Origin of the sequence: Mesorhizobium sp. M0633 (genome assembly GCF_040320645.1) — a bacterium.
Taxonomy (GTDB): Bacteria; Pseudomonadota; Alphaproteobacteria; order Rhizobiales; family Rhizobiaceae; genus Mesorhizobium.
Window position 1 is genome coordinate 1 of record NZ_JAMYQC010000042.1, and the last position, 25,082, is coordinate 25,082.

27 protein-coding genes and 1 pseudogene are annotated in these 25,082 nt (G+C 60.5%); 17 read left to right on the forward strand and 11 right to left on the reverse strand.

The window, feature by feature from the left end:
- Window positions 1-264 precede the first annotated feature (264 nt).
- Both NKI47_RS35260 and NKI47_RS30190 read left to right on the forward strand, forming a co-directional pair.
- Complete coding sequence (locus NKI47_RS35260) at window positions 265-390, forward strand: hypothetical protein (protein ID WP_352549760.1); 126 nt, start codon at window positions 265-267, stop codon at window positions 388-390.
- A 171-nt stretch (window positions 391-561) separates the two neighbouring features.
- Window positions 562-804 carry a hypothetical protein gene (locus NKI47_RS30190; RefSeq protein WP_352594785.1) on the forward strand — a complete coding sequence of 81 codons (243 nt, stop codon included), beginning with the start codon at window positions 562-564 and terminating at the stop codon, window positions 802-804.
- On the opposite strand, the pseudogene NKI47_RS30195 reads toward NKI47_RS30190, so the two are convergent.
- The 3 genes and pseudogenes from NKI47_RS30195 to NKI47_RS30205 all read right to left on the reverse strand — a co-directional run.
- Window positions 696-1,197 (reverse strand): annotated as a pseudogene (locus NKI47_RS30195) (hypothetical protein); the annotation flags it as partial. The gene NKI47_RS30190 and the pseudogene NKI47_RS30195 overlap by 109 nt on opposite strands.
- Before the next feature lie 524 nt (window positions 1,198-1,721).
- On the reverse strand, window positions 1,722-1,967 hold the full coding sequence (locus tag NKI47_RS30200; RefSeq protein WP_352479079.1) for a hypothetical protein: 246 nt from the start codon (window positions 1,965-1,967) through the stop codon (window positions 1,722-1,724).
- An 83-nt stretch (window positions 1,968-2,050) separates the two neighbouring features.
- Window positions 2,051-2,752 carry a Crp/Fnr family transcriptional regulator gene (locus tag NKI47_RS30205; protein ID WP_352449750.1) on the reverse strand — a complete coding sequence of 234 codons (702 nt, stop codon included), beginning with the start codon at window positions 2,750-2,752 and terminating at the stop codon, window positions 2,051-2,053.
- 412 nt (window positions 2,753-3,164) lie between these two features.
- Between NKI47_RS30205 and NKI47_RS30210 the strand changes: the two genes are divergently transcribed.
- Window positions 3,165-3,350, forward strand: a complete 186-nt coding sequence (locus tag NKI47_RS30210; protein WP_352594724.1) for a hypothetical protein — start codon at window positions 3,165-3,167, stop codon at window positions 3,348-3,350.
- Window positions 3,351-3,393: 43 nt separating this feature from the next.
- Here NKI47_RS30210 and NKI47_RS30215 read toward each other — a convergent pair whose 3' ends face one another.
- The gene (locus NKI47_RS30215; protein ID WP_352594726.1) at window positions 3,394-3,606 is read right to left on the reverse strand and encodes a hypothetical protein; all 213 of its coding nucleotides are present in this window, start codon (window positions 3,604-3,606) and stop codon (window positions 3,394-3,396) included.
- 598 nt (window positions 3,607-4,204) lie between these two features.
- On the reverse strand, window positions 4,205-4,558 hold the full coding sequence (locus NKI47_RS30220; RefSeq protein WP_352594728.1) for a hypothetical protein: 354 nt from the start codon (window positions 4,556-4,558) through the stop codon (window positions 4,205-4,207).
- A 256-nt stretch (window positions 4,559-4,814) separates the two neighbouring features.
- On the opposite strand from NKI47_RS30220, the gene NKI47_RS30225 reads away from it, so the two are divergent.
- On the forward strand, window positions 4,815-5,036 hold the full coding sequence (locus NKI47_RS30225; protein ID WP_352594730.1) for a hypothetical protein: 222 nt from the start codon (window positions 4,815-4,817) through the stop codon (window positions 5,034-5,036).
- 484 nt (window positions 5,037-5,520) lie between these two features.
- On the opposite strand, the gene NKI47_RS30230 is transcribed toward NKI47_RS30225, so the two are convergent.
- The gene (locus NKI47_RS30230) at window positions 5,521-5,739 is read right to left on the reverse strand and encodes a KTSC domain-containing protein (RefSeq protein ID WP_352594731.1); all 219 of its coding nucleotides are present in this window, start codon (window positions 5,737-5,739) and stop codon (window positions 5,521-5,523) included.
- 271 nt (window positions 5,740-6,010) lie between these two features.
- On the opposite strand from NKI47_RS30230, the gene NKI47_RS30235 reads away from it, so the two are divergent.
- The 13 genes from NKI47_RS30235 (at window position 6,011) to NKI47_RS30300 (ending at window position 19,122) form a co-directional block, all read left to right on the forward strand.
- Window positions 6,011-6,244 carry a hypothetical protein gene (locus NKI47_RS30235; RefSeq protein ID WP_352467844.1) on the forward strand — a complete coding sequence of 78 codons (234 nt, stop codon included), beginning with the start codon at window positions 6,011-6,013 and terminating at the stop codon, window positions 6,242-6,244.
- A 972-nt stretch (window positions 6,245-7,216) separates the two neighbouring features.
- Window positions 7,217-9,244 carry a conjugal transfer protein TraG gene (locus NKI47_RS30245; RefSeq protein WP_352594734.1) on the forward strand — a complete coding sequence of 676 codons (2,028 nt, stop codon included), beginning with the start codon at window positions 7,217-7,219 and terminating at the stop codon, window positions 9,242-9,244.
- A 120-nt stretch (window positions 9,245-9,364) separates the two neighbouring features.
- Entirely contained in the window at window positions 9,365-9,778 is a 414-nt protein-coding gene (locus NKI47_RS30250) for a CopG family transcriptional regulator (RefSeq protein ID WP_352594736.1), read from the forward strand.
- Window positions 9,775-10,743 (forward strand): P-type conjugative transfer ATPase TrbB, encoded by a 969-nt coding sequence (trbB, locus tag NKI47_RS30255; protein WP_352594738.1) that lies wholly within the window; start codon window positions 9,775-9,777, stop codon window positions 10,741-10,743. Before NKI47_RS30250 ends, trbB begins: the two co-directional genes overlap by 4 nt.
- 11 nt (window positions 10,744-10,754) lie before the next feature.
- Window positions 10,755-11,063 carry a TrbC/VirB2 family type IV secretion system protein gene (locus tag NKI47_RS30260; RefSeq protein WP_023680310.1) on the forward strand — a complete coding sequence of 103 codons (309 nt, stop codon included), beginning with the start codon at window positions 10,755-10,757 and terminating at the stop codon, window positions 11,061-11,063.
- The gene (locus NKI47_RS30265; protein ID WP_023680309.1) at window positions 11,063-11,335 is read left to right on the forward strand and encodes a VirB3 family type IV secretion system protein; all 273 of its coding nucleotides are present in this window, start codon (window positions 11,063-11,065) and stop codon (window positions 11,333-11,335) included. The genes NKI47_RS30260 and NKI47_RS30265 overlap by 1 nt, the downstream gene beginning before the upstream one ends.
- Complete coding sequence (trbE, locus tag NKI47_RS30270; protein ID WP_352594740.1) at window positions 11,329-13,779, forward strand: conjugal transfer protein TrbE; 2,451 nt, start codon at window positions 11,329-11,331, stop codon at window positions 13,777-13,779. Before NKI47_RS30265 ends, trbE begins: the two co-directional genes overlap by 7 nt.
- Window positions 13,776-14,501, forward strand: a complete 726-nt coding sequence (gene trbJ / locus NKI47_RS30275; protein ID WP_352594742.1) for a P-type conjugative transfer protein TrbJ — start codon at window positions 13,776-13,778, stop codon at window positions 14,499-14,501. The genes trbE and trbJ overlap by 4 nt, the downstream gene beginning before the upstream one ends.
- A 36-nt stretch (window positions 14,502-14,537) precedes the next feature.
- Complete coding sequence (gene trbL, locus NKI47_RS30280) at window positions 14,538-15,860, forward strand: P-type conjugative transfer protein TrbL (RefSeq protein WP_352594744.1); 1,323 nt, start codon at window positions 14,538-14,540, stop codon at window positions 15,858-15,860.
- Window positions 15,861-16,592: a conjugal transfer protein TrbF gene (gene trbF / locus NKI47_RS30285; RefSeq protein WP_352467838.1), complete on the forward strand. Its 732-nt coding sequence runs from the start codon at window positions 15,861-15,863 to the stop codon at window positions 16,590-16,592.
- The gene (trbG, locus tag NKI47_RS30290; RefSeq protein ID WP_352594746.1) at window positions 16,582-17,610 is read left to right on the forward strand and encodes a P-type conjugative transfer protein TrbG; all 1,029 of its coding nucleotides are present in this window, start codon (window positions 16,582-16,584) and stop codon (window positions 17,608-17,610) included. The genes trbF and trbG overlap by 11 nt, the downstream gene beginning before the upstream one ends.
- 10 nt (window positions 17,611-17,620) lie before the next feature.
- A complete protein-coding gene (locus NKI47_RS30295; RefSeq protein WP_352547784.1) occupies window positions 17,621-18,838 on the forward strand; it encodes a TraB/TrbI/VirB10 family type IV secretion system protein in 1,218 nt (405 codons plus the stop codon).
- Between the two features lie 11 nt (window positions 18,839-18,849).
- A complete protein-coding gene (locus tag NKI47_RS30300) occupies window positions 18,850-19,122 on the forward strand; it encodes a DUF2274 domain-containing protein (protein WP_352517831.1) in 273 nt (90 codons plus the stop codon).
- Window positions 19,123-19,710: 588 nt separating this feature from the next.
- On the opposite strand, the gene dgt is transcribed toward NKI47_RS30300, so the two are convergent.
- The 5 genes from dgt to NKI47_RS30325 form a co-directional block, all read right to left on the reverse strand.
- Window positions 19,711-21,054, reverse strand: a complete 1,344-nt coding sequence (gene dgt / locus NKI47_RS30305; RefSeq protein WP_352594748.1) for a dGTP triphosphohydrolase — start codon at window positions 21,052-21,054, stop codon at window positions 19,711-19,713.
- Complete coding sequence (locus NKI47_RS30310) at window positions 20,963-22,012, reverse strand: abortive infection family protein (RefSeq protein WP_352594750.1); 1,050 nt, start codon at window positions 22,010-22,012, stop codon at window positions 20,963-20,965. The genes dgt and NKI47_RS30310 overlap by 92 nt, the downstream gene beginning before the upstream one ends.
- Before the next feature lie 244 nt (window positions 22,013-22,256).
- The gene (locus NKI47_RS30315) at window positions 22,257-23,429 is read right to left on the reverse strand and encodes a hypothetical protein (protein ID WP_352594752.1); all 1,173 of its coding nucleotides are present in this window, start codon (window positions 23,427-23,429) and stop codon (window positions 22,257-22,259) included.
- 363 nt (window positions 23,430-23,792) lie between these two features.
- On the reverse strand, window positions 23,793-24,125 hold the full coding sequence (locus tag NKI47_RS30320) for a hypothetical protein (protein WP_352594753.1): 333 nt from the start codon (window positions 24,123-24,125) through the stop codon (window positions 23,793-23,795).
- 417 nt (window positions 24,126-24,542) lie between these two features.
- Entirely contained in the window at window positions 24,543-24,992 is a 450-nt protein-coding gene (locus NKI47_RS30325; protein WP_352594755.1) for a PAN domain-containing protein, read from the reverse strand.
- Between the last annotated feature and the right edge of the window lie 90 nt (window positions 24,993-25,082).

Consider the following 25,082-nt stretch of genomic DNA (forward strand, 5'->3'; position numbering starts at 1 on the left):
GCTCGAAATAGACCCCGATACGAGAGCGTTCTCTCTGGTCGGCGCATTTATGGGCCATTTTGCACTTCTTGAAACTCGCATCGGAGCTGCTCTGGGCGAGGTACTTGGCGTCAATGGGGCACGTCGACTAATCGTCAATCGAAACATGGGTTCGACGAGAGGATCAAAACCGGACGCACACTTAAGGGGACCGGAACCGGAATGTCAGGCTTCTAAAGCCGATGGCAGAAACCGGATACGGATGTCGAAAAGGCCGACCGCCTCGTGTTCGACCTCGACCCCGATGAAGGCCTCGATTTTGAGGCCGTCCGCGCCGCTGCCTTTCAGTTCCGCGCTATCCTTGAATCGCTGGGGCGGGGTCGCGCTGACCAATCCTTGCCCGATCTGTAGCGGCCGACGCGGGAAGAAGGCAGTAAAGCCGGGATTTAAACGGCAACGCGGCTCTCATGGCCTTGCCTGATCGGAACCTGCGGAGATCGGCCTCGTTTGGCTGAAGCCATGGCAAAGATCAATCCGAGGACCGTCGCCAGTCTTTTGAGGGAATACGGACAACGGGCGTCTATGCGCGGCGACAATCCCTATCGCATAACGGCATACTTGCGCGCGGCAGACAGTCTGACGGCGCTGTCGCAGCCGCTTGACCGGATCATCGCCGCCGGCGCGCTCACCAACATCCCGGGGATCGGTGACGCGCCCGCGGCTCGCCGCCTATTGTCTGCAGCTGTCGCTGCGTCCTGTTCGCGCCAGACCGTAACCAGGTCGCGGTCAAGCACATCCTCCACGTGCTGCGGGTCGAACACGTGAAAGGTGATGTTTCTTGCCCGCCCGCGGAGTTTCACCGTTTTCGTCCCGGCGCTCTGCAAGCGACCATCTTTCAACCAGCGGTGCCGTTCGGCCGTCGAGATCGTCAGAATGTCCTCGATTTCACGAGGGATTACGGGCAAGTCTTCGATATTCTGCAGTGCTTTGGATAGGATCCCGAATACCACCTGCACATCATTCTCGGCGCCTTCAGACAGGCGCAGGGTAAGCACGCGGGACTCGATATTGAAATTTCCTGAACTCCGTTGGAAGGCGGGCGCGTATTTCGAGAAAAATACCCCTCACTCTGACGGACGATCCAAACGTTGCAGCTGGGGTTAAAGGCCACTCTCCAATCAGCTTCGCTGTTGCATTGATTTTACGGCGCGTGGACATGCCCCTTTATATAGATCCCCGATAGTCGGCAGCGATGAGCCGATCGCAAAGCCAACATGAGTTCTAATCCGCCAGCGGTCTGAACCACGATGCCCTAAAAGCGCAACCACGATTGTTAGCGGGGCCGCTTGCAACTCCGGCTAACAGGAAGCGGCCGAGTTGATCTCGAAGTGCGATATCAGGCGCGTTGCCGCCTGGCGGCTGTACGTGGGCCACAACCTGACCGTCCGTGATTGGGAGCCACATGGCTAAAGCGGCTGTTCCGCTATTGAGCCTCGACATGCGTTTTCGGGACCCACCCCGTCGGATTCAATCGTGAATCCCGCATCGATCGCGCTTCGCGCAATCAGATCGCCAAGTTGCCAGTCCGTGAGTTCGCAAAAGGGAAGCATTCTCCTCACGGTGTGGCTAACCTCGGATATCGAAATGCTCGGGCTGCCGATGTTGTCGATCAGGTGGCGGACAATCGCTTGGCGAACGTCCGATAAGGTAGGCGTCTGCGCGAGCGCAGGCATCACCCGGCCCTATGAATGGAGCCGTGGTTCTGCGGCCACGGCTGTTTTTAAGTCGAACGCGACTGGCACACCGTGAATAATGGATGCTGCCGCCAAGAGCTCCTCCAGCTCGCGGTCGGTGGCCCTGCATGCGGGCATGAGTGTTCGGATGGCGCGGATTGCCTGTGCTATCGAAAGGAAGTGGGCCTTGCCTCTGGAGAGAACATAGGCTTCGGCGGCTCTTTCAACCGTGACTGTGTCAAAAGTGGTGGTCATCGAGAATTCCTCCCTGAACCCTGACCCACACGATTTACGGCACGAATTCGGTAGCTTGCAAGGGTTTGTCTGATTTAGGACAGTTAGGCTGAGGCTAGGCCGAAGTGACTTTGCTCCTCCTCCCCGTAAGCACCATGCGTGAGTCGTATCATTCCAACGCGGTCGATAATCGTGATCTCGCCGCGCTTGGCGTGAACCAGCCCCCGATATTCAAGCATTTGGAGGGCCGTGGTAACGCCGGGGCGCTGGGCACCAAGCATTGTCGCCAGGAATTCATGCGTCAGGTAGATCTTATTTCCTTCGACGCGGTCTTGGACCATCAGCAACCAGCGGGCCAAGCGCTCCTCGATTTTGGAGTGGCCGTTGACCAGTGCCGTCCGGGACGACTGGATGAGGAACGCGTGGGCATAGCGAAGCAGTGACTCGCGAAGGGATTGGCTCTCTGCAATCGCAGAGCGAAGAGCTTCAACCGGGAGGATCCAGCCATTACCTGCGACTTGGATATAGGTTTCATTGGGCGACTTGTCCTGGCCGAGAATAACGGCAACTCCTGTCATGCCGTCATGGCCGACGATGCCGACTTCGCTTTGCCGCCCACCGGTCATCGTAGCGACCACTGACGCGATGCCCATCTCTGGAAAATACACACGCTCGATCGGCTGATAAGAGACTTCCAGCTGGTCTTTGATGTTGAGTTCGACGTGATGCAGTGACGGCCTCAAAAGCGCGAAATCCTCCGAGGAGAGGGTTTTCAATACATGGTTGCGAAGAAGGGATTGGGGCATGGCTCTCTCTCCCATGCGGGCAAGAGCACGTACCTCTTACTGTCGGCTGCGTCCGACGCGCTGGCGGCCGATGTGGGAAGCATAGCCTTCAAATGTGCGGTTGGCAAAGAGTCCGTGCCTGGCGAAAGGCTCGGGGAATGTCGGCTTGAGTCCCGTAGGTGGTGGGCGCTTCTTATGACTTATGAGGCCGGTCACGAATGTCCGGAACCGGCCTAAGCAGATCGGCAGGTTTCGAGCATCGAGTTGGCAAAAGCAGTCGTTCAGCTCACGTGATGAGTTTCGGGCGCCCTCGCTTTGCGCTTACCGACATTGTGCTTCACCCGTTCCGGCCCTCTTCTTAAGCGCAGTAACTTTGAAACAAATCCGGCCGGCAGGCGTTCCAGCATGGCGGGCGGCGTTGCCGGAGGACCCAATGCCCGACGAATACAATGACATCGTCATCCCCCAAGACCACGATGCATCGCCACTTCGGGAGGAGGAGTATTTCGTCCTCTGCCCGGGGTGCGGCCAAGCGTTCGACATCAGGTGTATGGCAGAGGCGCTTCATCACAACGAGCTAGGCCACGAGCCATACGACCTCGACCGTAGTCGGCAGTGATCGACGACCGTCGATGAGCGTTTGGAGATGTCCCTTCAGGCCTCTATACGAGCCGGGTCGAGACCAGCACCGAGGGTAAGCTCTCGCTCATCTGGCCGGTCACGTTGCCGACCGATCGGCCTGACGAATCCCTGTCGCGAGGGCGGATCTTCGCCGGCACGCTATGTCTTGACGATACCTTGCGGGCTTTCAGCAACGACTTGATGCCGTTGTGGTCGTCGTCGATGCGGCCGCGGCCGACCGAAAGCTTCGACAACGTATGCACCGCATGCGACAGTTGTTGTTCATCCAGGGCGACGGCGCCTACTCCACCGCAACCATGTCGCCCAGTTCTGTCACGACGCTCCGAAGCAGACCTGCTCCCGGCATCGGGTGCCGGGACCAACATGTGATCTCCATAATGCGTAAGAGCCGGAGGCCCATCGCCGGCGACAAGGCGCTCATTGCAGAGAAAGGTTAACGATCGATCGGATGCCCGCGTGCCTTCACGCGCAATGTTGCTGGGCGCCTCCTTCGACAGCGCGCACATGCGACACGTCCTGGCCGCGCGCGCCGCCTGTTGCCGAGAGCGACGATCGCGAATGCGCGAACGGCTGGACGGCAGGTGAAGCGGGGTCGCGATAGGCGCACATCGGACTTGCTTCACCGGTAGTCCGAAGACGCCAGCGACACTATCTGACCGAAAGCAAACAGAAGCTAGGCGTGCCCCACTGAAAGCACAAGCAAGCGCAAACGTTCCTGGACTGATGCTCGGCTGGCGGCAACTTGCTCGCCAGCCGAGTTTATCTTAGCCGGTGGTCGGGGGAGACCAGCCAGCCACACGCTGGTGATTCCAACCCGAGCCGATGTGCCAATCAGCAACCTTCGTCGGTCTTTTTCACCTGGCCTGGCGCGGCGGTTTTGGCTGTCGTGTCCTGCTGACCTGGCGCCGCCTGCTGAGCGCTGCCAGTCTGCTGGCCGGGCGCGCAGTCTCTGGCCGAGTTCGCATTTGTGGTGCCGCTGGTCGTGGTCGTGTCGGTGCCTTGATCGCCGGACATGTTGGTGCCGCTGCTCGTCGTGCCGGTGCCCTGATCCGTCGTGCTGGGCATGGTTGTCGTGGTCGAGGTGCCGCTCGTCGAGGTTCCGCTCGAAGTTCCGCTGGTCGTCTGGGCAAAGGAAAGCCCGGCCGACACCGCCAGTACGGCCGAAGCCAAAAGGATGCGTTTCATGTTCTTTCTCCTGTCTGAATGCGCGGTGTGCGCTGGCAAATCCAACAGGCAGATAGAAAGAGTGTTCCCCCAAGAAGCTCAACTTTTGTCACTCTGGTCGTAGGCCAGCCTTAAAGTGGCGGACGTATATTAGAATCCTCTTGAAGAAGACGCTGCCCGCACCAGAATCCGTGGCATGGCTCGGGGAATAGACATTGGTGACCAGGTGGCCATTACGGCCAGGGTTCGAAGGCGGATAACAGAGGACCGCGTAAGCGTGTCGATCCCAGGCTACGACTTCCCACATTCCATCATCGACCACAGCAAGGTGAACCGAGGCCAGCAAATCGACCTGAAAGGCGAGGTCACGCGCATCGACGAGGACACCGTGACGATCGACCTCGGGCCGCTGGTCACGGTCGACCGTGACAAGGTCCGGTTGGTAGAGAAATATAGGCCGCCAAACCGACGAAAGGCACTTGTCGTTGCCCCGGATTAGAACCGACAACATCGCGACGGGCTATGAGGGCAGGCCGCATGACGGGCCGGTAGAGGACGAGTCGAAGCACTTGGTCTACTGCCCAGTCTGCGGCCAAACGTTCGACGCGCGCGATCTTGGACAGGTCTTCCACCACGCTGAGTCCCAGCACGAGCCGCTTCCGGTCGAGCAATAGTCCAGCTAGTTGAGCTCCGGCGGCAGACCGACGTTGAGACCCTTCAGCGCGCCACCGCGTACGTTGGATGAGAAAAGGGTGCTGCGTGCACCGCGCCTTCCCCGCGCGCCGATGTTCCACCTGGACCGCAAAAAAGTCCCGCCGCACTGCCAGAACGGCGGGACCGATCAAACGCTTTGCACCAGGCGGGGGGATGCGGGGGGTTGGGCTTGCCAGGTGAGCGCGGACCGTAACCAACCCTAAGCGCGGCAACGCGTCCACCAACCGCCGGTTGGAGCGATAGGACGATTGAGCGGTCGGCAGGTCAGGTCATCCCGGGTCGCTATCGCTCGCAACCAGACGATAGCGGAAATTGTTGCGGATGTGGTCGTTGAAGTAGCGGCCCTTGGCGAACGCGGCCCGGAACGCGGCAAAGGTTTCCGGCGGTACCCCCTCAAACTCGTACCGCTTGCCGCTGGCCACAAACCAGACAGAGAGGATTCTTCTGTCAGGATCGTATTCCGTTTTGCGTATCGAAGTAGATGGCATGAGCACCACAGCCCGAGGCCCGCGCCTTGCGGGGAGCGCGGGCCGATCGGAATACCGATCTGCAGCAATACCTGGAGGGGGAGGATTCGCTGCGTGCACCGAACTTTCGCGGCGATCCCGTGTTCCATCGAGATACACAAAAAGCTGGCTGCACCTTTCGGCATCACGCGGACGTTGGATTTCTGAGAAAGCGCGAGCGTCAATACTAACTTCTGGTGATGGAATTTTCCCGTGAGATAGGCACGCTCCACGGCGAAAGGAGTGCCCCGCCATGACCGTCCTCGCCTACAACCTTGCCAATGACATCAAAGGATTATGGAGGGTCGTCTTCGTGCCGGACGAACTGCATTTGTATGTGGAATTCAGCCAGCCAGACGCCGACACAAACCCGGCTGATTGGATGAGCGTTGATGATTTCCTTGCATGGCGGCCGAAAGGCGCACTCCACGAGCGAGCGCGCGACAGCTTGGTTTCGCTCATTTGCAAGGCGCTGACAGGGCGGTGAGACACGGGAAACCCGCACCGAGATCGAGTGCGAGCGCCGCGAGTGGGCCTAGGGCCCCACAAGCCAGTGCGACCCCGCCGCCGGCAAACCGCGGCGGGCGAGTGCCTCGGGGACACGATGGTAGATTACTAATGCGTTCGCGCGTGTGGCCTTAAGTCGCAAACTATTGGCTTCAGAAGCAGGGCGTAGGGCTTCATTGATGGTGCTACCAACACCATATGGTGACCCATAGCCCTCCAAAACGAGAGAAGCTCGTCCCGACGGGTCGCACTGCGGCCGTCAGCTGGTAATTGCTACGAACTAGGAAACCATCATGCCTGAAAATATCAGACCAACTTCGAGAGACGTCCCCCTCATTCAGCTAGGCCTCTATCAGTGCCGCTTCCCGGTGAGCGAAGACGCTTCTGTACCTGGCGGTTATCGTTTTTGTGCTGGGCCAACTTCGCCGGATCGCGTCTACTGCGATCACCACCACAACATTGTGACCGCCGTGGACCCTCGTCGAGCCCGTTCGGGTCTTCACCTCGCTCAACGACGCGCCGCGTAAGCCTGACTGGCGGCGGCCTCCCGGCCAGGCGCTATGGGCTCCAAGGCCTTGGCTACGACGTTGCCATCGGCTCGGTCTGGCCCATCCTGCCTTATGCCGTCTTCGCCGATGTATCCCCCGTCGCCCAATTGAGAACGACGACTTCTCGCCGAGCCTTTCAGCTCGCTCTCGCACAAACGCGTCGGCTCCAAAGGTTTGTCTGTCAGCACATCTTCAATGTGCCCGCGCCTGAAGCCCCAACATCTTCTGCGACCAAACCGCGTACCTGGCACCGCCGATCGGTTGCTGCGGCGGATTTTCGCTGTTCGCAGCTGAACAATGCCTATCAACCTTGTCATCGCACCTAGTCGCACGTAGCGGCCGTTCGAATTCTCATCGCTCGGCGCGATGTTTGGTCCGTCTGGCCAGAAGAGCGGAGCAAGCCATTGACACCCACGAAGTTGCTGATTGGGCAGATCGCTGTCGTATTCGCAATTGTCATTCTTGGCGTGTGGACTGCAACCCAATGGTGCGCCCACATGCTCTTCTATCAGCCGCCACTCGGCGCGCCATGGTTTGTGACAGTCGGCTGGCCGATCTACCAGCCGTGGAAACTGTTCGAATGGTGGTTCCAATTTGACGCCTATGCGCCTGAAGTCTTCGACAAGGCTGGCATACTTGCCGGAGCCAGCGGGTTCCTGGGCTGTGCCGCCGCGATAGCTGGGTCCCTCTGGCGCGCACGGCAGCGGGGGTTGGTCACCACCTATGGGTCCTCACGATGGGCCATGAAGCTGGAGATCGAGAAGGCGGGGCTGTTTCAGCCGGCCGGCGTTTTCCTTGGCGGACTGAATTATCGCTATCTGCGCCATGACGGACCAGAACACGTCATGGCCTTTGCGCCGACACGTTCGGGCAAGGGCGTCGGACTCGTTGTTCCAACCCTTCTTTCCTGGACCGGCTCGGCCGTCATTCACGACATCAAAGGCGAGAACTGGCAGCTGACCTCTGGCTGGAGGTCGAAGTTCTCGCACTGTCTCTTGTTCAATCCGACCGATCCGAGATCGGCGCGGTACAACCCGCTGCTGGAAGTGCGCAAAGGTCCAGATGAGGTCCGCGACGTTCAGAACATCGCCGACATTCTCGTCGATCCGGAAGGCGCGCTGGAGCGGCGGAACCATTGGGAGAAGACCAGTCATTCACTCCTGGTTGGCGCCATCTTGCACGTGCTCTACGCCGAAGAGGAAAAGACACTCGCCCGTGTCGCCACCTTCCTGTCGGACCCGCAACGCTCATTCGCTGCGACACTGCAGCGGATGATGACCACAAACCACCTCGGCACGGTGGACAAGCCTCAGGTCCATCCGGTCGTGGCCTCGGCGGCTCGTGAGGTGCTGAACAAGTCAGAGAACGAGCGCTCAGGCGTTCTCTCGACCGCCATGTCGTTTCTCGGGCTCTATCGAGATCCAACGGTTGCCGCGGCAACATCGGCCTGCGACTGGCGCATTGCCGACCTTGTGGATGCCGAGCGACCGATGTCGCTGTATCTGGTCGTGCCGCCGTCGGATATCTCGCGCACTAAGCCCCTGGTGCGATTGGTGCTCAATCAAATCGGCCGGCGGCTGACCGAGCGCCTGGAAGGTGACCCGAAGAAGAGCCGTAAGCACCAACTTCTCATGATGCTCGATGAATTTCCGGCGCTGGGACGGCTCGATTTCTTCGAGACCGCGCTGGCCTTCATGGCGGGTTACGGCATCCGCGCCTATCTCATCGCGCAATCGTTGAACCAAATCTCCAAGGCCTATGGCGAGAACAACGCCATTCTCGACAATTGCCATGTGCGGATTGCCTTTTCCTCAAATGACGAGCGCACGGCCAAACGCATCTCGGACGCGCTCGGTACCGCGACGGAACTCAGATCGATGCGCAACTATGCCGGCCATCGGTTGGCGCCCTGGTTGTCCCACGTCATGGTAAGCCGCCAAGAGACCGCTCGCCCCCTGCTGACGCCGGGTGAGGTGATGCAGTTGCCGCAGGCTGACGAACTAATCCTGGTTTCGGGATTGCCGCCGATTCGCGCCAAGAAGTTGCGTTATTACCAGGATCCGAATTTCACGGAGCGAGTGCTGCCTTCGCCGGTGCTGCGCGACGGTGCCTACGCGGATCGGCCCACGTCGCGCCCGGACGATTGGAGTGGACAGGTGCGCGGCGTGGATCGGCGTCTTGCTGGCGATGACGACAGTGCCGGCGCGGCAATCGAAGACGGAGGTGTCCAGCAGCAGCGCCATCCGGGCCTGCGCGAAGAACGGACCCTCGTCGTCCAGGAGCCTGATCAGGGCGATCTGTTCACGCCCGCAGACGATGACTGCGAGACGCTCGCCGACAAGCGCGTCATGGATCGGATTTCCACCGCAGCACGTGCTTACGGCGTCAATGAGGGAATGGGCGACGACAAGGACATCGTGCCCGGCTTCTGAACGGCGCGCCATACGCGGGCGCATCTCAGCGTAGATAACGGCCGTAAGCGATTTCGAGGATCTCGACGATGCTCGTTCCCGTCGCCGGTGCATCAGCGCCGGTCAGAGGGAACAAGCAGCATGAAGCCCCACCGCATTCGTCACCAGTTTTTGCTTGGACCCGAGTTGAGCGAGAAGCTGGAGAACCTCAGCCGCAATCCATCGACCACCAAATCGGCCATTGTGGCGCACGCGGTCGAGACCTTTATCGAGCAGCGTGGGGAGAATGAACTCGACCAGCGCTACGGCAAGAGGCTCGACCGTCTTTCCCGCGACCTCGGACATGTCAGGCGCGATGTCGAGATGATCCTGGAGAGCCTGGCGCTCTTCATCCGCTTTTCGATCACGCTTCATGCTCACACGCCGGTGCCGGACAGGGCCACGCAAGCGATTGCCCAGGAGCGCTTCGACAAATTCGTTGAACAGGTCGGCCGCCAGATCGCTTCCGGGAAACGGTCACTTGGCACCGACGATCGCAGGGGAGGGGAAGGATGAGTTCTCATCCGGAAGCCGACCATCGCCGCCGCGCCATGCTGCGCACCGCCATGGGTCCGGCGATCACCGAAGCCCTTGCCGATCCGACCGTCATTGAGGTGATGGTCAATCCCGACGGTGCGCTGCGGCTCGACCGGTTGGGTGAAGGCCGGGTCGACACCGGCGTGCACATGCATCCTTCTGAGGCCGAACGCATCATCCGCCTGGTCGCCTCCCACGTGCGCGCCGAGGCGCATGCGGACAATCCGATTGTCAGCGCCGAATTGCCATCGGGCGAGCGCTTCGAGGGTCTGCTGCCGCCTGTCGTGCTGGGGCCATGCTTCGCCATCCGAAAGCCTGCGGCGAAACTCTACACGTTGGCCGACTATGTCGCCGACCGGGTCATGCTGCCGCTGCAGGCCGATGCGCTGAAGAAGGCGGTCCGCGAGCGGCGCAACATCCTGGTCGCCGGCGGCACGTCGTCGGGCAAGACAACACTTGCCAATGCGCTGCTGGCACAAGCCGCCGATTGCGACGAGCGGGTGATCCTGATCGAGGACACGCGCGAACTGCAATGCGCGGCGAAGGATTGCGTTGCCTTGAGGACGAGGCGGGGGTCGGTCACGCTCGCCGATCTCGTGCGCTCGACCCTGCGGCTCAGACCCGACCGCATCATCGTGGGCGAAGTCAGGGGCGCGGAAGCCCTGGACATGCCGAAGGCATGGAACACCGGGCATCCCGGCGGCATCGCGACGGTTCACGCCAATTCGGCGCGCTCCGCTCTCTACCGTATCGAGCAGCTCGCCCAGGAAGCCGTCGTCACCGTTCCCCGCCGCCTCATCGCTGATGCGGTAGATCTGATCGTCTTCATCGCTGGGCGCGGATCCTCGCGCCGCATTGACGCGATCGCTGAGGTCACCGGTCTCGACAGCAGCGGTGATTACGCCGTCACCCCGCTCACGCTTCCGCAACTCCAGCAGTTTTGAAAGGTCACCTCATGCTCAAGAAGCTTCGCTTCCTTTCGTCCACCGCGCTCGCGTTTCTTCTCACCGTCCCGGCCCACGCAGCGGGCTCCGGCATGCCTTGGGAACAGCCGCTGCAGCAGATCCTTGAGTCGGTGCAGGGACCGGTCGCCAAGATCGTCGCGGTGATCATCATCATCACCACCGGCCTGACCCTTGCTTTCGGCGACACGGCAGGCGGTTTTCGCCGGCTGATCCAGATTGTCTTCGGCCTGTCGATCGCCTTCGCGGCATCGAGCTTCTTTCTCTCCTTCTTCTCCTTCGGCGGCGGGGCACTCGTCTGATGGCCACCGGAGAGCAGCATATCGAGGGTTTCGAAGTCCCCGTTCACAGGGCATTGACTGAGCCGATCCTGCTGGGCGGCGCGCCGCGAGCGGTGGCGATCCTCAACGGCACGGTGGCCGCGGCAATAGGCCTTGGCCTGCAGCAGTGGATCGCCGGACTGGCGCTCTGGATCGCCGGCCACACCCTCGCGGTCTTTGCCGCTCGCCGCGATCCGGACTTCGCCAGCGTGCTTGTCCGTCATCTTCGCCTGAAGGGCTGGCTTGCATGCTGAACCTTTCGGAGTATCGCGGCAAAGCCGATCGGCTTGCCGATCATCTGCCCTGGGCCGCTTTGGTCGCGCCCGGCATCGTGCTCAATAAAGACAGTAGCTTCCAGCGAACCTTCCGGTTCCGTGGCCCCGACCTTGAAAGCGCGACCGAAGCCGAGTTGGTCGGCATCTGCGCACGAGCTAACAATGCGCTACGAAGGTTGGGCTCCGGATGGGGGTTGTTTTTCGAGGCCGAGCGCGTTGAAGCGCTGGGCTATCCGAGCTCGGCTTTTCCCGATGCTGCCTCATGGCTGGTCGATGAGGAACGGCGCGCGGCCTTCGAGGGCAAGGTCGCGCACTTCGAGAGTCGCTATCATCTGACCTTGGTCTTCATGCCGGCGCCAGATGGCCAGGCGCGGGCGGAAAGCGCACTGGTCGACTCGCATCACTCGGGAGGGGCTAGAGACTGGCGCCAGGAGCTGGCGTGGTTTCGCGACGAGACCGACCGCGTCCTGGATTTGCTGTCCGGCTTCATGCCGGAAGTGCGCGCCCTCGATGATGCCGAGACGCTAACCTATCTGCACGGCACAATCTCGACCTACCGCCATCCGGTCGCCATGCCGGAAACGCCAATGTATCTCGACGGTGTTCTGGTTGACGCGCCGCTTACCGGCGGCCTGGAGCCGATGCTGGGTGAGCAGCATCTGTGCACCCTCACCATCCTTGGTTTCCCGAACGTCACCCGGCCAGGGATCCTCGACGCGCTCAACCATCAGGATTTCGCCTACCGCTGGATGACGCGCTTCATCCCGCTCGACAAGACGGAAGCCACAAAGACACTGACCCGGTTGCGCCGTCAGTGGTTTGCCAAGCGCAAATCGGTCGCAGCCATCCTGCGCGAGGTCGTGACCAACGAACCCGTCCCTCTCGTCGATAGTGACGCCGACAACAAGGCGCTCGATGCGGATGCCGCCCTTCAGGCATTGGGCGGCGATCACGTCGGCTTCGGCTATCTCACCACAACGGTGACGGTATGGGACCAAGACCGGCAGGCCGCCGCGGAAAAGCTCCGAGCGGTTGAGCGCATAGTCAATGGGCTCGGCTTCACCACGATCCGTGAAAGCATCAATGCGGTCGAGGCGTGGCTCGGCTCGTTGCCCGGTCATGTCTACGCTAACGTTCGCCAGCCGCTCGTTCACACGCTGAATCTTGCCCATGTCATGCCGCTGTCGTCGGCGTGGGCCGGTCCGGTGGATAACGAGCATCTCGCCAACGTGACTGGGACCGAATCCCCGCCGCTTCTCTTCGCAGAGACCAACGGGTCGACACCGTTTCGGCTTTCCACCCACGTCGGCGATGTCGGCCACATGCTGGTCGTTGGGCCGACCGGTGCCGGCAAGTCGGTTCTGCTCGCGCTAGTCGCTCTGCAGTTTCGACGCTATGCCGGGGCGCAGGTCTATGTCTTCGACAAGGGCAATTCGGCTCGTGCGGCAACACTGGCCATGGGCGGAGAACACCACGCTCTGGGCGCGGATGGTGCGCTTGCCTTCCAGCCACTGAGCAATATCGGCGACCAGGCTACTCGCAGCTGGGCGGCGGAATGGATCGCCGGCCTCGTTGCCCATGAGAATGTCAGCGTTACGCCGGAGGTAAAGGAGGCGATCTGGTCGGCACTCATCAGCCTTGCCACTGCGCCGGTGCAGGAACGCACGCTGACGGGCCTGTCGGTTCTGCTTCAGTCCAATGGGCTCAAGGCCGCGTTGATGCCCTACACGCTCGACGGTCCCTTCGGCCGGCTGCTCGATGCCGATGAAGATCGGCTGGCTTTGTCGGATGTGCAGTGTTTCGAGACCGAAGAGCTGATGCACAGCCAAGGCGCTGTGCTCCCGGTGCTCACCTATCTGTTCCATCGTCTCGAGGAGCGGTTCGACGGACGGCCGACGCTGCTGATGCTCGACGAGGCGTGGGTCTATCTCGACAACCCTCTCTTTGCCGCCCGCATCCGTGAATGGCTGAAGGTGCTGCGAAAGAAGAACGTGTCGGTGATCTTTGCCACGCAGTCGCTTGCGGACATCGCTGGCTCTTCCATCGCGCCGGCGATCATCGAGAGCTGCCCACAGCGCATTTTTCTCCCCAATGACCGTGCCGTGGAACCGCAGGCGCGGGTGGCTTATGAGCGATTTGGTCTGAACGAGCGGCAGATCGAATTGGTCGCCCGTGCCACATCGAAGCGCCAGTATTATGTGCAGTCGCGCCGCGGCAACCGCCTCTTCGAGCTCGGGCTCGGCCCGATCGCTCTTGCGCTCTGCGGCGCCTCTGATCCGGCCACGCAAGCTTTGATCGACAGCGTCCTGTCAGAGCACGGGCAGGACAGCTTTGCTTCCCGGTTCCTGAGTGCGCGCGGCCTCGATTGGGCTGCCGAGCTTCTCCAGCAATTCCCTCAACCAGACAAGGAGCAATCGTCATGATGCGGCGCCGCCTTCTCACCAGCCTGATCACCGTTTCCCTAATCGCAAAACCGATGGCCGACTACGTCCAGCCGGCCCACGCCCTAATCGTGTTCGATCCGTCGAATTATGCGCAGAACGTGCTGACAGCGGCACGTTCCCTGGAGCAGATAAACAACCAGATCCAGTCGCTTCAGAACCAGGCGACGATGCTGCAGAACATGGCGCGCAACCTTCAGCGCCTGGATTTTTCTTCCGTCGGCCAGCTCACAGGTTCGCTCCAACGGATCGACGGCCTGATGACCCAGGCCAGCGGCCTGAGCTTCGATCTCGACAAGCTTCAGAACCAGTGGCGTTTGCAATATCCGGAAAGCTACGACGCCACAATCAAGGTCAGCGATGTGGCGAGCGCCGCGCGCGAGCGCTGGCAAAACGCCATGCAGGCGTTCCGCCAAACCATGAGCGCGCAGTCGCAGATCGTGGAGAACGTGCGGGCCGACGGCGACCTGCTTACCGATCTCGTCAACCGCAGTCAGGGCGCGGCAGGTGCCCTTGAGGCAAGCCAGGCCACCAATCAGCTGATCGCGCTTTCGACCAAGCAGCAGATCCAGATCCAGACGCTGCTCGCGACCCAGTTCCGGGCTGAAGCCGAAGATGCTGCCCGCAAGGCGCAGTCCGAGGAAGCCGCCCGCGAGACGACGAAGCGTTTCCTGGGCACCGGTACGGCCTATCCCGGCAACTGATCAGCAGTTCTTCAAGACAACGAGGAAGGCGGCGACATGAATGACCTCGGCGTCATTGATCGCTTGATGGAGACTTTTACCCGCTATATTGATAGCGGGTTCGGTCTGCTTTCGGGCGACGTCGCCTTTCTCACCACCATCCTGATCGGCATCGACATCACGCTGGCAGGCCTGGTCTGGGCGTTCGGCGGCGAGCCCAATGTTCTTGGCCGGCTTGTCCGAAAAGTGCTCTATGTCGGCGCCTTCGCCTTCATCCTGAATAATTTTAAGAACCTCGCCGACATCATCTACCATTCCTTTGCCGGGCTCGGCATCAACGCATCGGCCGGCAATCTGTCCGCCGACAGTCTCCTGCGGCCAGGCCGCATTGCCGCGGCCGGCTTCGAGGGCGCCTGGCCGCTGCTCAATCAAGCGAGCCAGCTAGTCGGCTTCCCCGAGATCTTTGGCAACGCGCTGACCATCTTCGTGCTGCTTCTCGCCTGGTTTCTGGTCCTCATCGCCTTCTTCATTCTTTCAATTCAGCTCTTCATCACCATCTTGGAGTTCAAACTCACCACATTGGCCGGTTTTGTTCTGGTGCCCTTCGCGCTCTGGAACCGCTCGGCGTTTCTGGCCGAGCGCGTGCTCGGCAATGTGATCTCGTCGGGCATTAAGGTCATGGTGCTTGCTGTCATCGTCGGCATCGGCTCCACGCTCTTCGGCGAGTTCGCTTCCGCGCTGCAAGGCAAGGAGCCGGACTTGGCCGCAGCCATGTCACAGGTACTGGGCGCGTTGGCGCTGCTTGGGCTCGGCATTTTCGGGCCGGGAATTGCCTCGGGTCTTGTCTCGGGCGCGCCGCAGCTTGGCGCGGGAGCCGCACTCGGAACCACCGCGGCGGCCGCCGGATCAACGCTCGTTGCCGGAGGTGCGGCGCTTGCCGGCGCGCGCATGGCAACCGGCGGCGGTCTCGCCGCCGTTCGAGCCGGCACGGCCATGGGATCGGCTGCTTCCACAGCTTGGCAGATGGGGCGTGCAACATCGCCCGAGTCCGGCCTCTCCGGCGTAGCGGCTGGACTGCAGGGCGTTGCCGGCGCAGCTGGCGGCGCCGCGATGCGGGGAATGCGATCTGCAACAGAACCATTCCGGCGCAGCGCCGATGCCGGCCGCAATGCCGCCTGGACCGCGACGGGCGGCACGCCGACCGCATCAATGACCGGAAACCCTGCCGCGTCAGGTGCCAATGCCGCGCCGGCGTGGGCGAGGCGCTTGCGTTCCCAACAGACCGCGCGCGCCCATCGCCACGCCGCCACGCAGGCCGTCCGCGATGGCGATCGGGGTGGAAGCGGGGCCAACCCCTCTCTCAACGACAAGGAAGACTAGATGCTCTTCAAGCGACCTGTTCAGCGTTACGGGAAGACGCCCCACCCCGTCACACCATACCAGAAGGCCGCCCAACTTTGGGACGAGCGCATCGGCACTGCGCGCGTGCAGGCAAGGAACTGGCGCCTGATGGCCTTTGGCTGCCTCGCTCTGGCCATCGGGCTCTCTGGTGGACTCTTGTGGCAGTCGATGCAGGGCCGCGTCGTGCCTTATGTTGTCGAGGTCGACCGCTTCGGTGAAACACGGGCTGTCGCGCCGGCAATCCAAACCTACGAGCCCGACGATGCCCAGATTGCCTGGCATCTCGGCCATTTCATCCAGAATGTCCGCTCCGTCTCCACCGATGCGGTGCTGGTGCGGCAGAATTGGCTCTCGGCCTACGACTTCGCCACCGACCGTGCAGCCCTCTTTCTCAATGAGTACGCTAAGGCCAATGACCCGTTCGGCAAGATCGGCACGCGCAGCGTCTCGGTGCAGGTGACGAGCGTGGTACGAGCGTCCGACAACTCCTTTCAAGTCAAATGGACCGAGCAGGTCTTTGAGCGCGGCAGCCTCGCCAGCACAACGCGTTGGACCGGGATCCTCACCATTGTGATCCGGCCGCCGAACAATACCGATCAGCTGCGCAAAAACCCGCTCGGCGTCTTCATCAATGCCATCGACTGGTCGCGCGAGCTGGACAGCGCCGCGCCGACAACCGTTTCCCCGAAGGAGCCCGCCAATGACAAATAGAGCCCCATCGCTCCGCACCGTCCTGATCCTGTCGGCGTCGACCGCGGTACTTTCGGCCTGTGCCTCGAAGCCGGTGCTGCCACCGCAGATTTCCTATGACCATGCTGACTTCAAGCCGGCCGCGATTGAGAAGGCGCCGGAGAAGCCCGTCAAGGTCGTGGAAGTGCCGAAACCGCTGCCGCTGCCCGGCCAGTTGCAGCCCGAGCCGGGCAAGGCTGCTGAAGACAAGCGCTCGCCTGAAGAACGTGTCGCCGATGCCAACAAGGCGGCGACGCAGCAACCCACCAAATATGGCTATGTGAATGCGGTGCAGGTTTACCCTTTTGCCGAAGGCGCGCTCTACCAGCTCTATGCCGCACCGGAGCGCGTCAGCGATATCGCTCTGCAGTCAGGCGAGAAACTCCAATCCGTGTCGGCCGGCGATACAGTGCGCTGGGTAATTGGCGACACCGTCAGTGGCTCCGGCGATGACCAGCGCACCCATGTGCTGGTGAAGCCCTTCGCGCCAGGACTTGCCACCAATCTGGTGATCACCACGGACCGGCGAAGCTATCACCTGCAGCTTCAAAGCACGGATAAGACCGCCATGGCGGCCATCTCCTGGACTTACAGCGAGGACCAGATCATCGCGCTACGCCGGCGCAATGCGCAGGCCGACGCCGCTATGCCAGTGGCGTCGAATGTGGCTCTCGAAAATATTCGTTTCCGCTATTCGATTACCGGCGACATGCCGCCCTGGAGGCCGACGCGCGCGTTCGATGATGGCAGCAAGGTCTACATCGAGTTCCCGCGCCGCATCGATCAGGGCGAGGCCCCGCCGCTCTTCATCGTCGGAGCTGACAGGGACAACCAGCTCGTCAACTACCGCATACGGGGCAACTATTACATCGTCGATCGCCTCTTCGCCGCGGCCGAACTGCGCCTCGGCGCCAAGCAGCAGCAGGTGGTGCGCATCACGAGGACCGACGGCAGGCAAGCGCCGCGGCGGATATTGCTCTTTTCGCGTCCCAGCAGGTGAGGGACGGCCCATGACGGATACTTCCCGCTCCGATGCTCCACCGAAACTCGATCCAGAACAGCTGCAGCTGCGGGCCTCACCTCGCCGCGCTGTGCGCTTCAAGCGCGGCATTATTGTCGCCATTGCAGCTGTTGGTTCCGGCACCGTTCTAGGCGTCACCATGATGGCGCTGCAGGGACCGGCGCTGCGCATCAAAGAGCAGGCTGACGAGCTTTACAACACTGAGCGGAAGCCAACCGCGGAGGCAATTGAAAGGCTGCCTAAGGACTATTCCGGGATCAAGCCCAAGCCTCCGGTGCTTGGACCACCGCTGCCCGGCGACCTCGGCCGCCCCATCCTTGAGCACCAACGCCAGCTGGGCATCGCGCCGAGCCAGGAGGTTTCGGCGGAGGAGCAGCGCCTTGCACAGCAGGCGGTCGAGGCGCGCGAATCGCAAGTCTTCTTCCGGATCGAAAATCGACCCCGGCAAGCGGATGCCGCCGGCAACGGACAGGGCGGGCGTCCACCCTTTGAGGCAACGGCTCCACAATCCGATGCCGCACGCGATTCAGCTTCGGTAGCACCGGCCGAGGGCGACCCAAACAATCAACAGCGCAAGCTCGATTTTGTCAGCCAGCGGAACACAAGTGGGATCTACAATCTGCATGCACTGCAGACGCCGGCTTCGCCGTATCAGCTGATGGCCGGCAGCGTCATCGCAGCGAGCCTAATCACTGGCATCAATTCCGACTTGCCCGGCCTCGTCGTCGCACAGGTCACCGAGAATGTGCACGACACAGTCACCGGCAGCACCTTGCTCATTCCGCAAGGCTCTCGCCTGATTGGCACATATGACAGCGTTGTTGCCTTTGGACAAAGGCGCGCGCTGCTGGTCTGGCAACGGATACTGCTGCCCGACGGCTCTTCGATCGAAATCGACAATCTGCCGGCGACGGACACCGCCGGCTATGCCGGGCTTGAGGACAAGGTGGATTTCCACACCTGGCAGCTGATCAAAGGCGTTGCGCTGGCCACGTTGCTAGGGGTCGGCACGGAGCTGAGCCTCGGGGAAGAGGAAAGCGACCTGGTCAAAGCAATCCGCGAATCCGCTCAGCAGAACGTCAGTCGAGCTGGCCAGCGCATCACCGAGAAGAACCTCAATATTCAGCCCACGATCACCGTCCGCCCTGGATGGCCACTGCGCGTCATCGTGCACAAGGATCTTGTGCTACGGCCGTACCCGAATTGACTGGAGTCATCATGACCAATCTGAAACTCGGCAAACTTCCGGATCGGACACCTTCGAAGATCACCATAAGCGTAAGTGCAGACCTGAACCAAGCACTGAAGGACTATGCGGCGCTTTATCGTCAGACCTATGGCGAGTCCGAATCGGTAGCGGAACTGATCCCGTTCATGCTGGCGGAGTTCCTGGAAAGCGATCGAGCGTTTGCCAAGGCCAGAAAGGAAGGGCTCCCTGTCGTCGACATGTCAGAGAAATCGCGGCGGCAGGCAATTTCAGGGTCCGAATAAGTGACAGCGACCAGTGAGTCCGAGGGGGCACCTTTCTAGGCGGGCAAATGCATTGAAGCAATTTGCCGGCAGCAAGCCGAAACATAGGGCACAATAGATGAGCTGATCTGCCCCGAACCAATGCCGGCTCTGCGCCCAATATCGGCTGTTCGAAGTGATGGTCGCCTTGCCCAAAAGCAGCCATTCATTCACTGATAGCGCGCTTCAGACTGGGTTCGCCCGAACTGCTGCCTTGAGAGGATGCCGGCAAAGCTCCTAGACGACGTCGCGAATCCGACCAATTCTACCGACGAGTTTCCAAGCGAAGCGACAGGAGCTTTGGCAATGATCAGAAGCGTTAGCTCTCTTGCGCCGCTCACCGGGTCGGGCGCGTGTCCGCTTCGGCCATTTTGGCGTCCTGCAAGCAGAAATTTCGCACACGTCCCATGATCGAATGAAGGCGGACGCCATGCTCGGATCGGGTGTGGCGGTCCGTTAGCGAACATTTCTTCTGCTCCCTCCAGGACCTATTCGACCGCCAACCGCGCCGGTGGAATGATCGGTCGAAGATCTTCGTCGCTCACAGATATGACGCGCGCCTGTCGTCGCCTATATGCCGGTGAGCATCCTGGCGATCCTCACGGCATATCGATCGGTCATCCCCGACGTGAAGTCGGCAAGGGCGTGTAGCGCTTGCTCGGCATTGGCAATGTTCCGCAAGTCTAGATCGAGGGCCCTGACGAGTTGCCGATTATGGTCGGAGAGCTTCTCCTGATCCCACCTGGCGTTGGCAAGATTCTCAAATAGGGGAAGCACACCTGACATGACATTGCCAATAACGCGCCGACCGGACACCTCCAACTCGGTCTTTCTCCGGGCGGTGAATACCTGGTCACGAGAAAGGGCCTTCATTTTAGCGAAGACGGAAACCATGGATCCGGTATCGGCTAGGGAATTAGAGAACGTGCCGCCCATGATGGCGTCGTAGTTGGCTTTGAAGGCTTGGACGCAGCTCTCAACTGCGACATTAATGCTCAAAGCCCGCAGCAATGCGATGTGCTCGGCCTGGTTAAGGCCGCTCACGTCGCGGTTAGGGTTGTTGGCAGCCTCGTGTAGCAGGTCCCTGACCGTGTCGAATGGGAGCTCCCCGGTCGTGAAAGCGTCCTCAAGATCGACGATGTTATAGCAGATATCATCTGCGGCTTCGACGATGAAGACCAAGGGATGTCGCCGCCACCAGTTCCCGGCTCGGGCCCCTTCCTCGGGGAGTCCCAGCGAAGCCGCTGCGTCCTTGAACAGCTCGAGTTCGGAACGGAAGATGCCGAACTTCTTGAGACCGACATATGGCGCAACTCCTCTGGCGACGACACTCTCGCGAGCGGCAGAAGTGACCGGGTACTTGGTGAACGCCCCAAGTGTCGCCTTGGATAGTCGCATGCCGCCGTCGTTGCGGTACATCTCGAGCCGGGCAACAATTCGAAACCCCTGCGCATTCCCTTCAAACTTCATGAACTCGGTGCGGTGCTGCTCCTCTATCTCTGCCATCACCCCTTTGGCATCGTTGAACTTCTCCGCGAACCAGTCACCCATCGCCGCTTCTCCGGAGTGACCGAAGGGAGGGTTGCCAATGTCGTGGGCGACGCACGCTGCCTGAACGATGTTCGCTAGGCTGTTGGACTCGCCGCTGGCGATCCGGTGCGTCTCCTCAAGCCAACTACCGATTCGCATAGCTAACGATCGTCCGACGCTGCTGACCTCGACGGAATGGATCAGACGGTGATGCACGTGATCATGCTCGTAAAGAGGCTGCACTTGGGTCTTGTTGGCCAGCCGACGAAATGGCGCAGAGAAAACGATGCGGTCATGATCCTGAACGAAGATCGAACGGTTCAGCTTGGGCTCGTAGTGCTTGTCGCCAAGTCGTCCGCTGCACAGCAGTTTTTCCCATTCCATTTTGTTGGCCCCAAATTCCAAATGCGCTTCGATGCCAATCAGTAGCTTGTGCTGAGAGGGTCGCCAAGCGAATGTCTGGATCCGGCGGTTGGTGGACGATGGCCCAGACGCGGATCTGAAGTCCGCTTCTGATGCAACAGAGCTGAAGCCGGCAGACCGCTCCCGGCCCCCGATCAGTCCTCGAACGACCGACCGTCGACCGCCTGATGAACCGCAGAAGTGCAGCAACGCTATCGAAGATGAAGCGCGCTTCATCGGGTTGGATCAGGTCGGGATTGTCGTGTGCCAATGATTTGTTGTTCCGAATCGTGTTGAACGACTCGAGAACGCTGATTGAGCTTTTGATTATGCGCTCCGACATCTCGGTCAGGTTGCGCTGCGCAGTAAGCAGTTTAACGTATCGACCAGCTCTGGCGTGCAGCGCATCGTTCTCCCCGCACTCGCCACCACCATGCTTGCGCACGAGTGAAGCGAACCGCTTCATGCAGTAGGTGTGCAGACGGTCAAGCGCCGCTTGGGGCTTTTTCGCATCGAGATCACGACGGATCGCCGCAATCAGCTCGTCCAATGTTTGACTAGGTTCGAACGCCTCAAATGCTGATGCGTCGATGTGATCGCTTGCGCCTTCAAATATCGCGACAACGGCAAAGTAGCTGTCTCTGATGCCGACCCCCGGCCACGACAAGGACTCGCCATACTCCCATAGCTCGCGCAGCGCCTTCGCAACTACGCCCGCCGGCGCCCTTTCGATGAACGAACGGAGCCGCTTCGCCTTGGACGTTCCCCTGCCGTCGAAGAGGTTGGAGACAGAGGTGTCGATGCCCAACTCTTCGAAGAAGAAGTCTGCAAAGGTTCGGTCGTTAAAATCAAGGACGTAACCAGTATCCAGAGCGAGCGACTTCTCGAACGGATCGCGTAGGCGTCTAGGGATCAGCTGCTCGTAGGTGCGTGACATCATGGACGATGCTTAGGCGGGGTTGGGACTGGTCGCAAGGTCGCACGGTCTGTTCTGAAGTCTTTCCCGGCATCTGCTTCGTCGCGAGCCGCGGAAGAAGCAATCATCTACCTCGGGTTTAACTTACGACATCCGTCGCGTCGGGCTTAAACGTCTGCTATCGGCTGCTCTGACGCTGAGAGCCGCCAGCCCGTCTTCGATCCCACAGGAGCCATCTTCTCCCGGCCGCGACGTATCAACGACGGCGTCATGGGTACGATCGCAGCATTTCCTCGAACCCGGCCATCCAGTTGGGATTGATCTCCGTCCGGAAAACTTGCGAGCGCGTCGAGCGCAGAAATTCCACGAAGGCTGCATCGCTGCCGTCGCGCAGCACGCTGGCTCGGCTAAAATAGTGTTTGGGCCGCGTCTCAGTCGCTACGAGTTCGGCCATATCCTGAAGGGCATGGGCAAAGCCCATCAAAACTGGGTCGGCTTCAGCCTCAGCGCCGCCCCAGGCGAAATGCTCGTCCGCCCGGTAGTAGGCTTCGTCGAAGCCCCCATGCGCTTCGGCGACTATCAGCCCACCTGCCAGCAGCGGCCCCAGCTTTTTGATACGCTCCGATGCCGGCACGTGCTGGCCGAGTGCGCCGAATAGGCCGACTTCGATTCCGCCACGGGCCGCGACCGCTGATCGCAATCCATATTGCTCGAGCCGCCCTTCGCGCCCGAGCGTCTCGTAATGCTTGAGCACCGCGGGATCGAAGCTTTTCCAGAAGGCGCGAATCGGCTTCGGAACCAGAGTCTCGCCGTCGCGAATGCCGCGCACTAGTCGCACTAGCATCAGCTGACGGGCAAATAGGTTGGTGCCTTCATAGGCGATCGCTGCACGTTTCATGCCGCGCGGCAGACGCGGGAGCAGCCGGCGCAGCATCATCAGCATTTCGGTGTATTCGAATGCCATGAAAAGAATTCGGAACAACGTATCCGCCGGGATGTTGGCTTCGATCGCAGCATCGCTTGCTGCGAGCAGGCCGAGCCCGTCAGCCTGGATCTCACTAATCAGCCGCGATATCATCGCGTGCATCCGCCGCCCCATCTTGCTGCCGAGTGTGGCGACGCCATTGGGCCGGCCATTGTCGTCGAACTTCTGGAGTGTCTCGGGCAGGAGGAAGCGTTCGCGCTTGGGACCATCCCCGCTGTTGTCGAAGCGGAGTTCTTGATATCGGTTCGCAATCCAGGCGAACATCTCGAAGGATGGCGCATCCTCGACCTGTTGCAGAATATGCGCGACCTCGTGGCCGGCGATGAAGCTGAGGAGCAATTGAGCTTCCAAGACAGCGACGAGCTGCTCATCGAAATATTTGGGCCGGGGGACGACATTGCCCGCCCCCTGATCTGCGCTGTAAGCGGCGAGACGCGAATTGGCGCGCTCGGTCATCGCGACGGCAAGCGCAAGATCGCCGTCGTCATAGAGCGCCTCGGCCGCCCGGATAAGGAATTCTACATGTGAGATGATAGGTCGTTCGCCCCAGAAGCCACGCAAAAGCAGTAGCTCGAGCGCATTGGCCTGCTCGATGTCGACGAAGGCGACATGCACACCCTCATAGCTCATCACGACACTCGACCATTGCATAGTGCTGATTGGCACCAAGGCGAAATGGTGGAGCGTCCAGGAATAGTGGTTCGCAAGGAAACCGCGCAGGCGATGGAGCGCAGCGCGATGGGAGGCGGTAACGCGTCCTGCCGGCGTGCGGCCGAGGCGCTGCTTGATTATCTGCCAAGCCGGACGAGGGATCATGGTTCAGTGCTTGTCGCGCGCGTCGAGCAGCGCGAGGATCTCCTTTACCTGCGACGGCTTGAGATTCTTGAAGCGGACCTTCTCGCCATCTTTTTCATATTCGAATTCGCCACGCGATGTGATCAGATAGGTAAGCGAGGCAGTCACTAGCGGCACCAGAATCGGCTTCAGCTCCACGACCCACTGGACAAGGTTCGCACCGTCGAAGTTGCCGACCTCGATTGGATCACCCAGATCATTTTGGAGATCGAGCGCGTCAGCGAGCCTGAGCTCCTTCCAGAGTTGCCGAAACTCGCCGGCATGGTCGGTGGGAATGCTGATCGAAATGGACGCCATGGTCGTCCTCCCTATTGTAATCGCAGTGGTGGATCAGCGTCGCGAGACAGTCAATCGGTCGCGTGCCTTTGGTCGAGCTGGAAGTCGCCTGAAAGTTGCGTCGAATGACGACAATGGACCGGGACCAGTCGGCAGCATCCGACTTAGGTGAAGGGCAGCTAACCGGTCAGCGCCGCTTGGAACCTTCCGGGCAGGAAACGGCAAATTTTGACATTCAGTCAGACGGTGTCCGCAATGCGCCGACGACAATTCTTTCTCTGAGATGCCTCAGTAGGCCCCACTTTGCGTTCTGTTAGAGCTTGGTCGAAGAACATTCCTGCCGCTAACCCCAAGGTTATCGTGGAATTTTGCTACCCACTTCTTTGACAAGTGGCCTGGCTTCAATCGCTCCTTGAGGATAGGTGCTTTGCTTCAACTTTAGTTGGCGACGCTCTTAACGCCAGATGCGACCGCTGCGTTATCAGCGGATTGGGTTATGCTGTTGAAAAGGACACACGCACTTTCTTTTTTCCGGAAATTGAAGCCTAAGCAGGATTTGTCGTTTGCGCACTGCAATATGCAGTCGGGATATCGGAGCGGAGAGGTCCAATAGGCATTGCCAGAAATTTCCGTTTTGATGGCGAACACCAAATTTGAGTAGCGCAAATTGCCCTCGACGACCTTCCTGGCAGCCATGATGGACTCTTCGCTTTTGACCAAGAGCGATGCGTCCCCTTTCATAAAGCAAGCTTGGAATTTCGTGTTGTAGGTAACCGCCAAACATTTGAAGTCTCTGTCGCAGGCACTTTGACACTGTTCGGAGCTCACGTTTCTCATTGGCATATCGGGCAGGTCGTTTCCGATCGCGTCCCACCCTGCCACGACCACAAATCCGCTATCTGGATCGACACTAGGTGCAGGAGTTTGTATGGGTAACGCACTAGCTTGTTCTCGAGACTGGTCACGAATGACGTCTGA

What these genes read in the sequence shown, in the direction of transcription:
- NKI47_RS30200 (WP_352479079.1), bottom strand. Translation starts at nt 1,967, where the DNA reads ATGACCACCACTTTTGACACAGTCACGGTTGAAAGAGCCGCCGAAGCC.
- trbF (WP_352467838.1), top strand. Translation starts at nt 15,861, where the DNA reads ATGCTCTTCAAGCGACCTGTTCAGCGTTACGGGAAGACGCCCCACCCC.
- trbG (WP_352594746.1), top strand. Translation starts at nt 16,582, where the DNA reads ATGACAAATAGAGCCCCATCGCTCCGCACCGTCCTGATCCTGTCGGCG.
- NKI47_RS30310 (WP_352594750.1), bottom strand. Translation starts at nt 22,012, where the DNA reads ATGATGTCACGCACCTACGAGCAGCTGATCCCTAGACGCCTACGCGAT.
- trbB (WP_352594738.1), top strand. Translation starts at nt 9,775, where the DNA reads ATGAGTTCTCATCCGGAAGCCGACCATCGCCGCCGCGCCATGCTGCGC.
- NKI47_RS30190 (WP_352594785.1), top strand. Translation starts at nt 562, where the DNA reads ATGCGCGGCGACAATCCCTATCGCATAACGGCATACTTGCGCGCGGCA.
- NKI47_RS30205 (WP_352449750.1), bottom strand. Translation starts at nt 2,752, where the DNA reads ATGCCCCAATCCCTTCTTCGCAACCATGTATTGAAAACCCTCTCCTCG.
- trbJ (WP_352594742.1), top strand. Translation starts at nt 13,776, where the DNA reads ATGATGCGGCGCCGCCTTCTCACCAGCCTGATCACCGTTTCCCTAATC.
- NKI47_RS30265 (WP_023680309.1), top strand. Translation starts at nt 11,063, where the DNA reads ATGGCCACCGGAGAGCAGCATATCGAGGGTTTCGAAGTCCCCGTTCAC.
- dgt (WP_352594748.1), bottom strand. Translation starts at nt 21,054, where the DNA reads ATGGAATGGGAAAAACTGCTGTGCAGCGGACGACTTGGCGACAAGCAC.
- NKI47_RS30220 (WP_352594728.1), bottom strand. Translation starts at nt 4,558, where the DNA reads ATGAAACGCATCCTTTTGGCTTCGGCCGTACTGGCGGTGTCGGCCGGG.
- NKI47_RS30295 (WP_352547784.1), top strand. Translation starts at nt 17,621, where the DNA reads ATGACGGATACTTCCCGCTCCGATGCTCCACCGAAACTCGATCCAGAA.
- trbE (WP_352594740.1), top strand. Translation starts at nt 11,329, where the DNA reads ATGCTGAACCTTTCGGAGTATCGCGGCAAAGCCGATCGGCTTGCCGAT.
- NKI47_RS30235 (WP_352467844.1), top strand. Translation starts at nt 6,011, where the DNA reads ATGACCGTCCTCGCCTACAACCTTGCCAATGACATCAAAGGATTATGG.
- NKI47_RS30315 (WP_352594752.1), bottom strand. Translation starts at nt 23,429, where the DNA reads ATGACCGAGCGCGCCAATTCGCGTCTCGCCGCTTACAGCGCAGATCAG.
- NKI47_RS30260 (WP_023680310.1), top strand. Translation starts at nt 10,755, where the DNA reads ATGCTCAAGAAGCTTCGCTTCCTTTCGTCCACCGCGCTCGCGTTTCTT.
- NKI47_RS30300 (WP_352517831.1), top strand. Translation starts at nt 18,850, where the DNA reads ATGACCAATCTGAAACTCGGCAAACTTCCGGATCGGACACCTTCGAAG.
- NKI47_RS30210 (WP_352594724.1), top strand. Translation starts at nt 3,165, where the DNA reads ATGCCCGACGAATACAATGACATCGTCATCCCCCAAGACCACGATGCA.
- NKI47_RS30320 (WP_352594753.1), bottom strand. Translation starts at nt 24,125, where the DNA reads ATGGCGTCCATTTCGATCAGCATTCCCACCGACCATGCCGGCGAGTTT.
- trbL (WP_352594744.1), top strand. Translation starts at nt 14,538, where the DNA reads ATGAATGACCTCGGCGTCATTGATCGCTTGATGGAGACTTTTACCCGC.
- NKI47_RS30230 (WP_352594731.1), bottom strand. Translation starts at nt 5,739, where the DNA reads ATGCCATCTACTTCGATACGCAAAACGGAATACGATCCTGACAGAAGA.
- NKI47_RS30250 (WP_352594736.1), top strand. Translation starts at nt 9,365, where the DNA reads ATGAAGCCCCACCGCATTCGTCACCAGTTTTTGCTTGGACCCGAGTTG.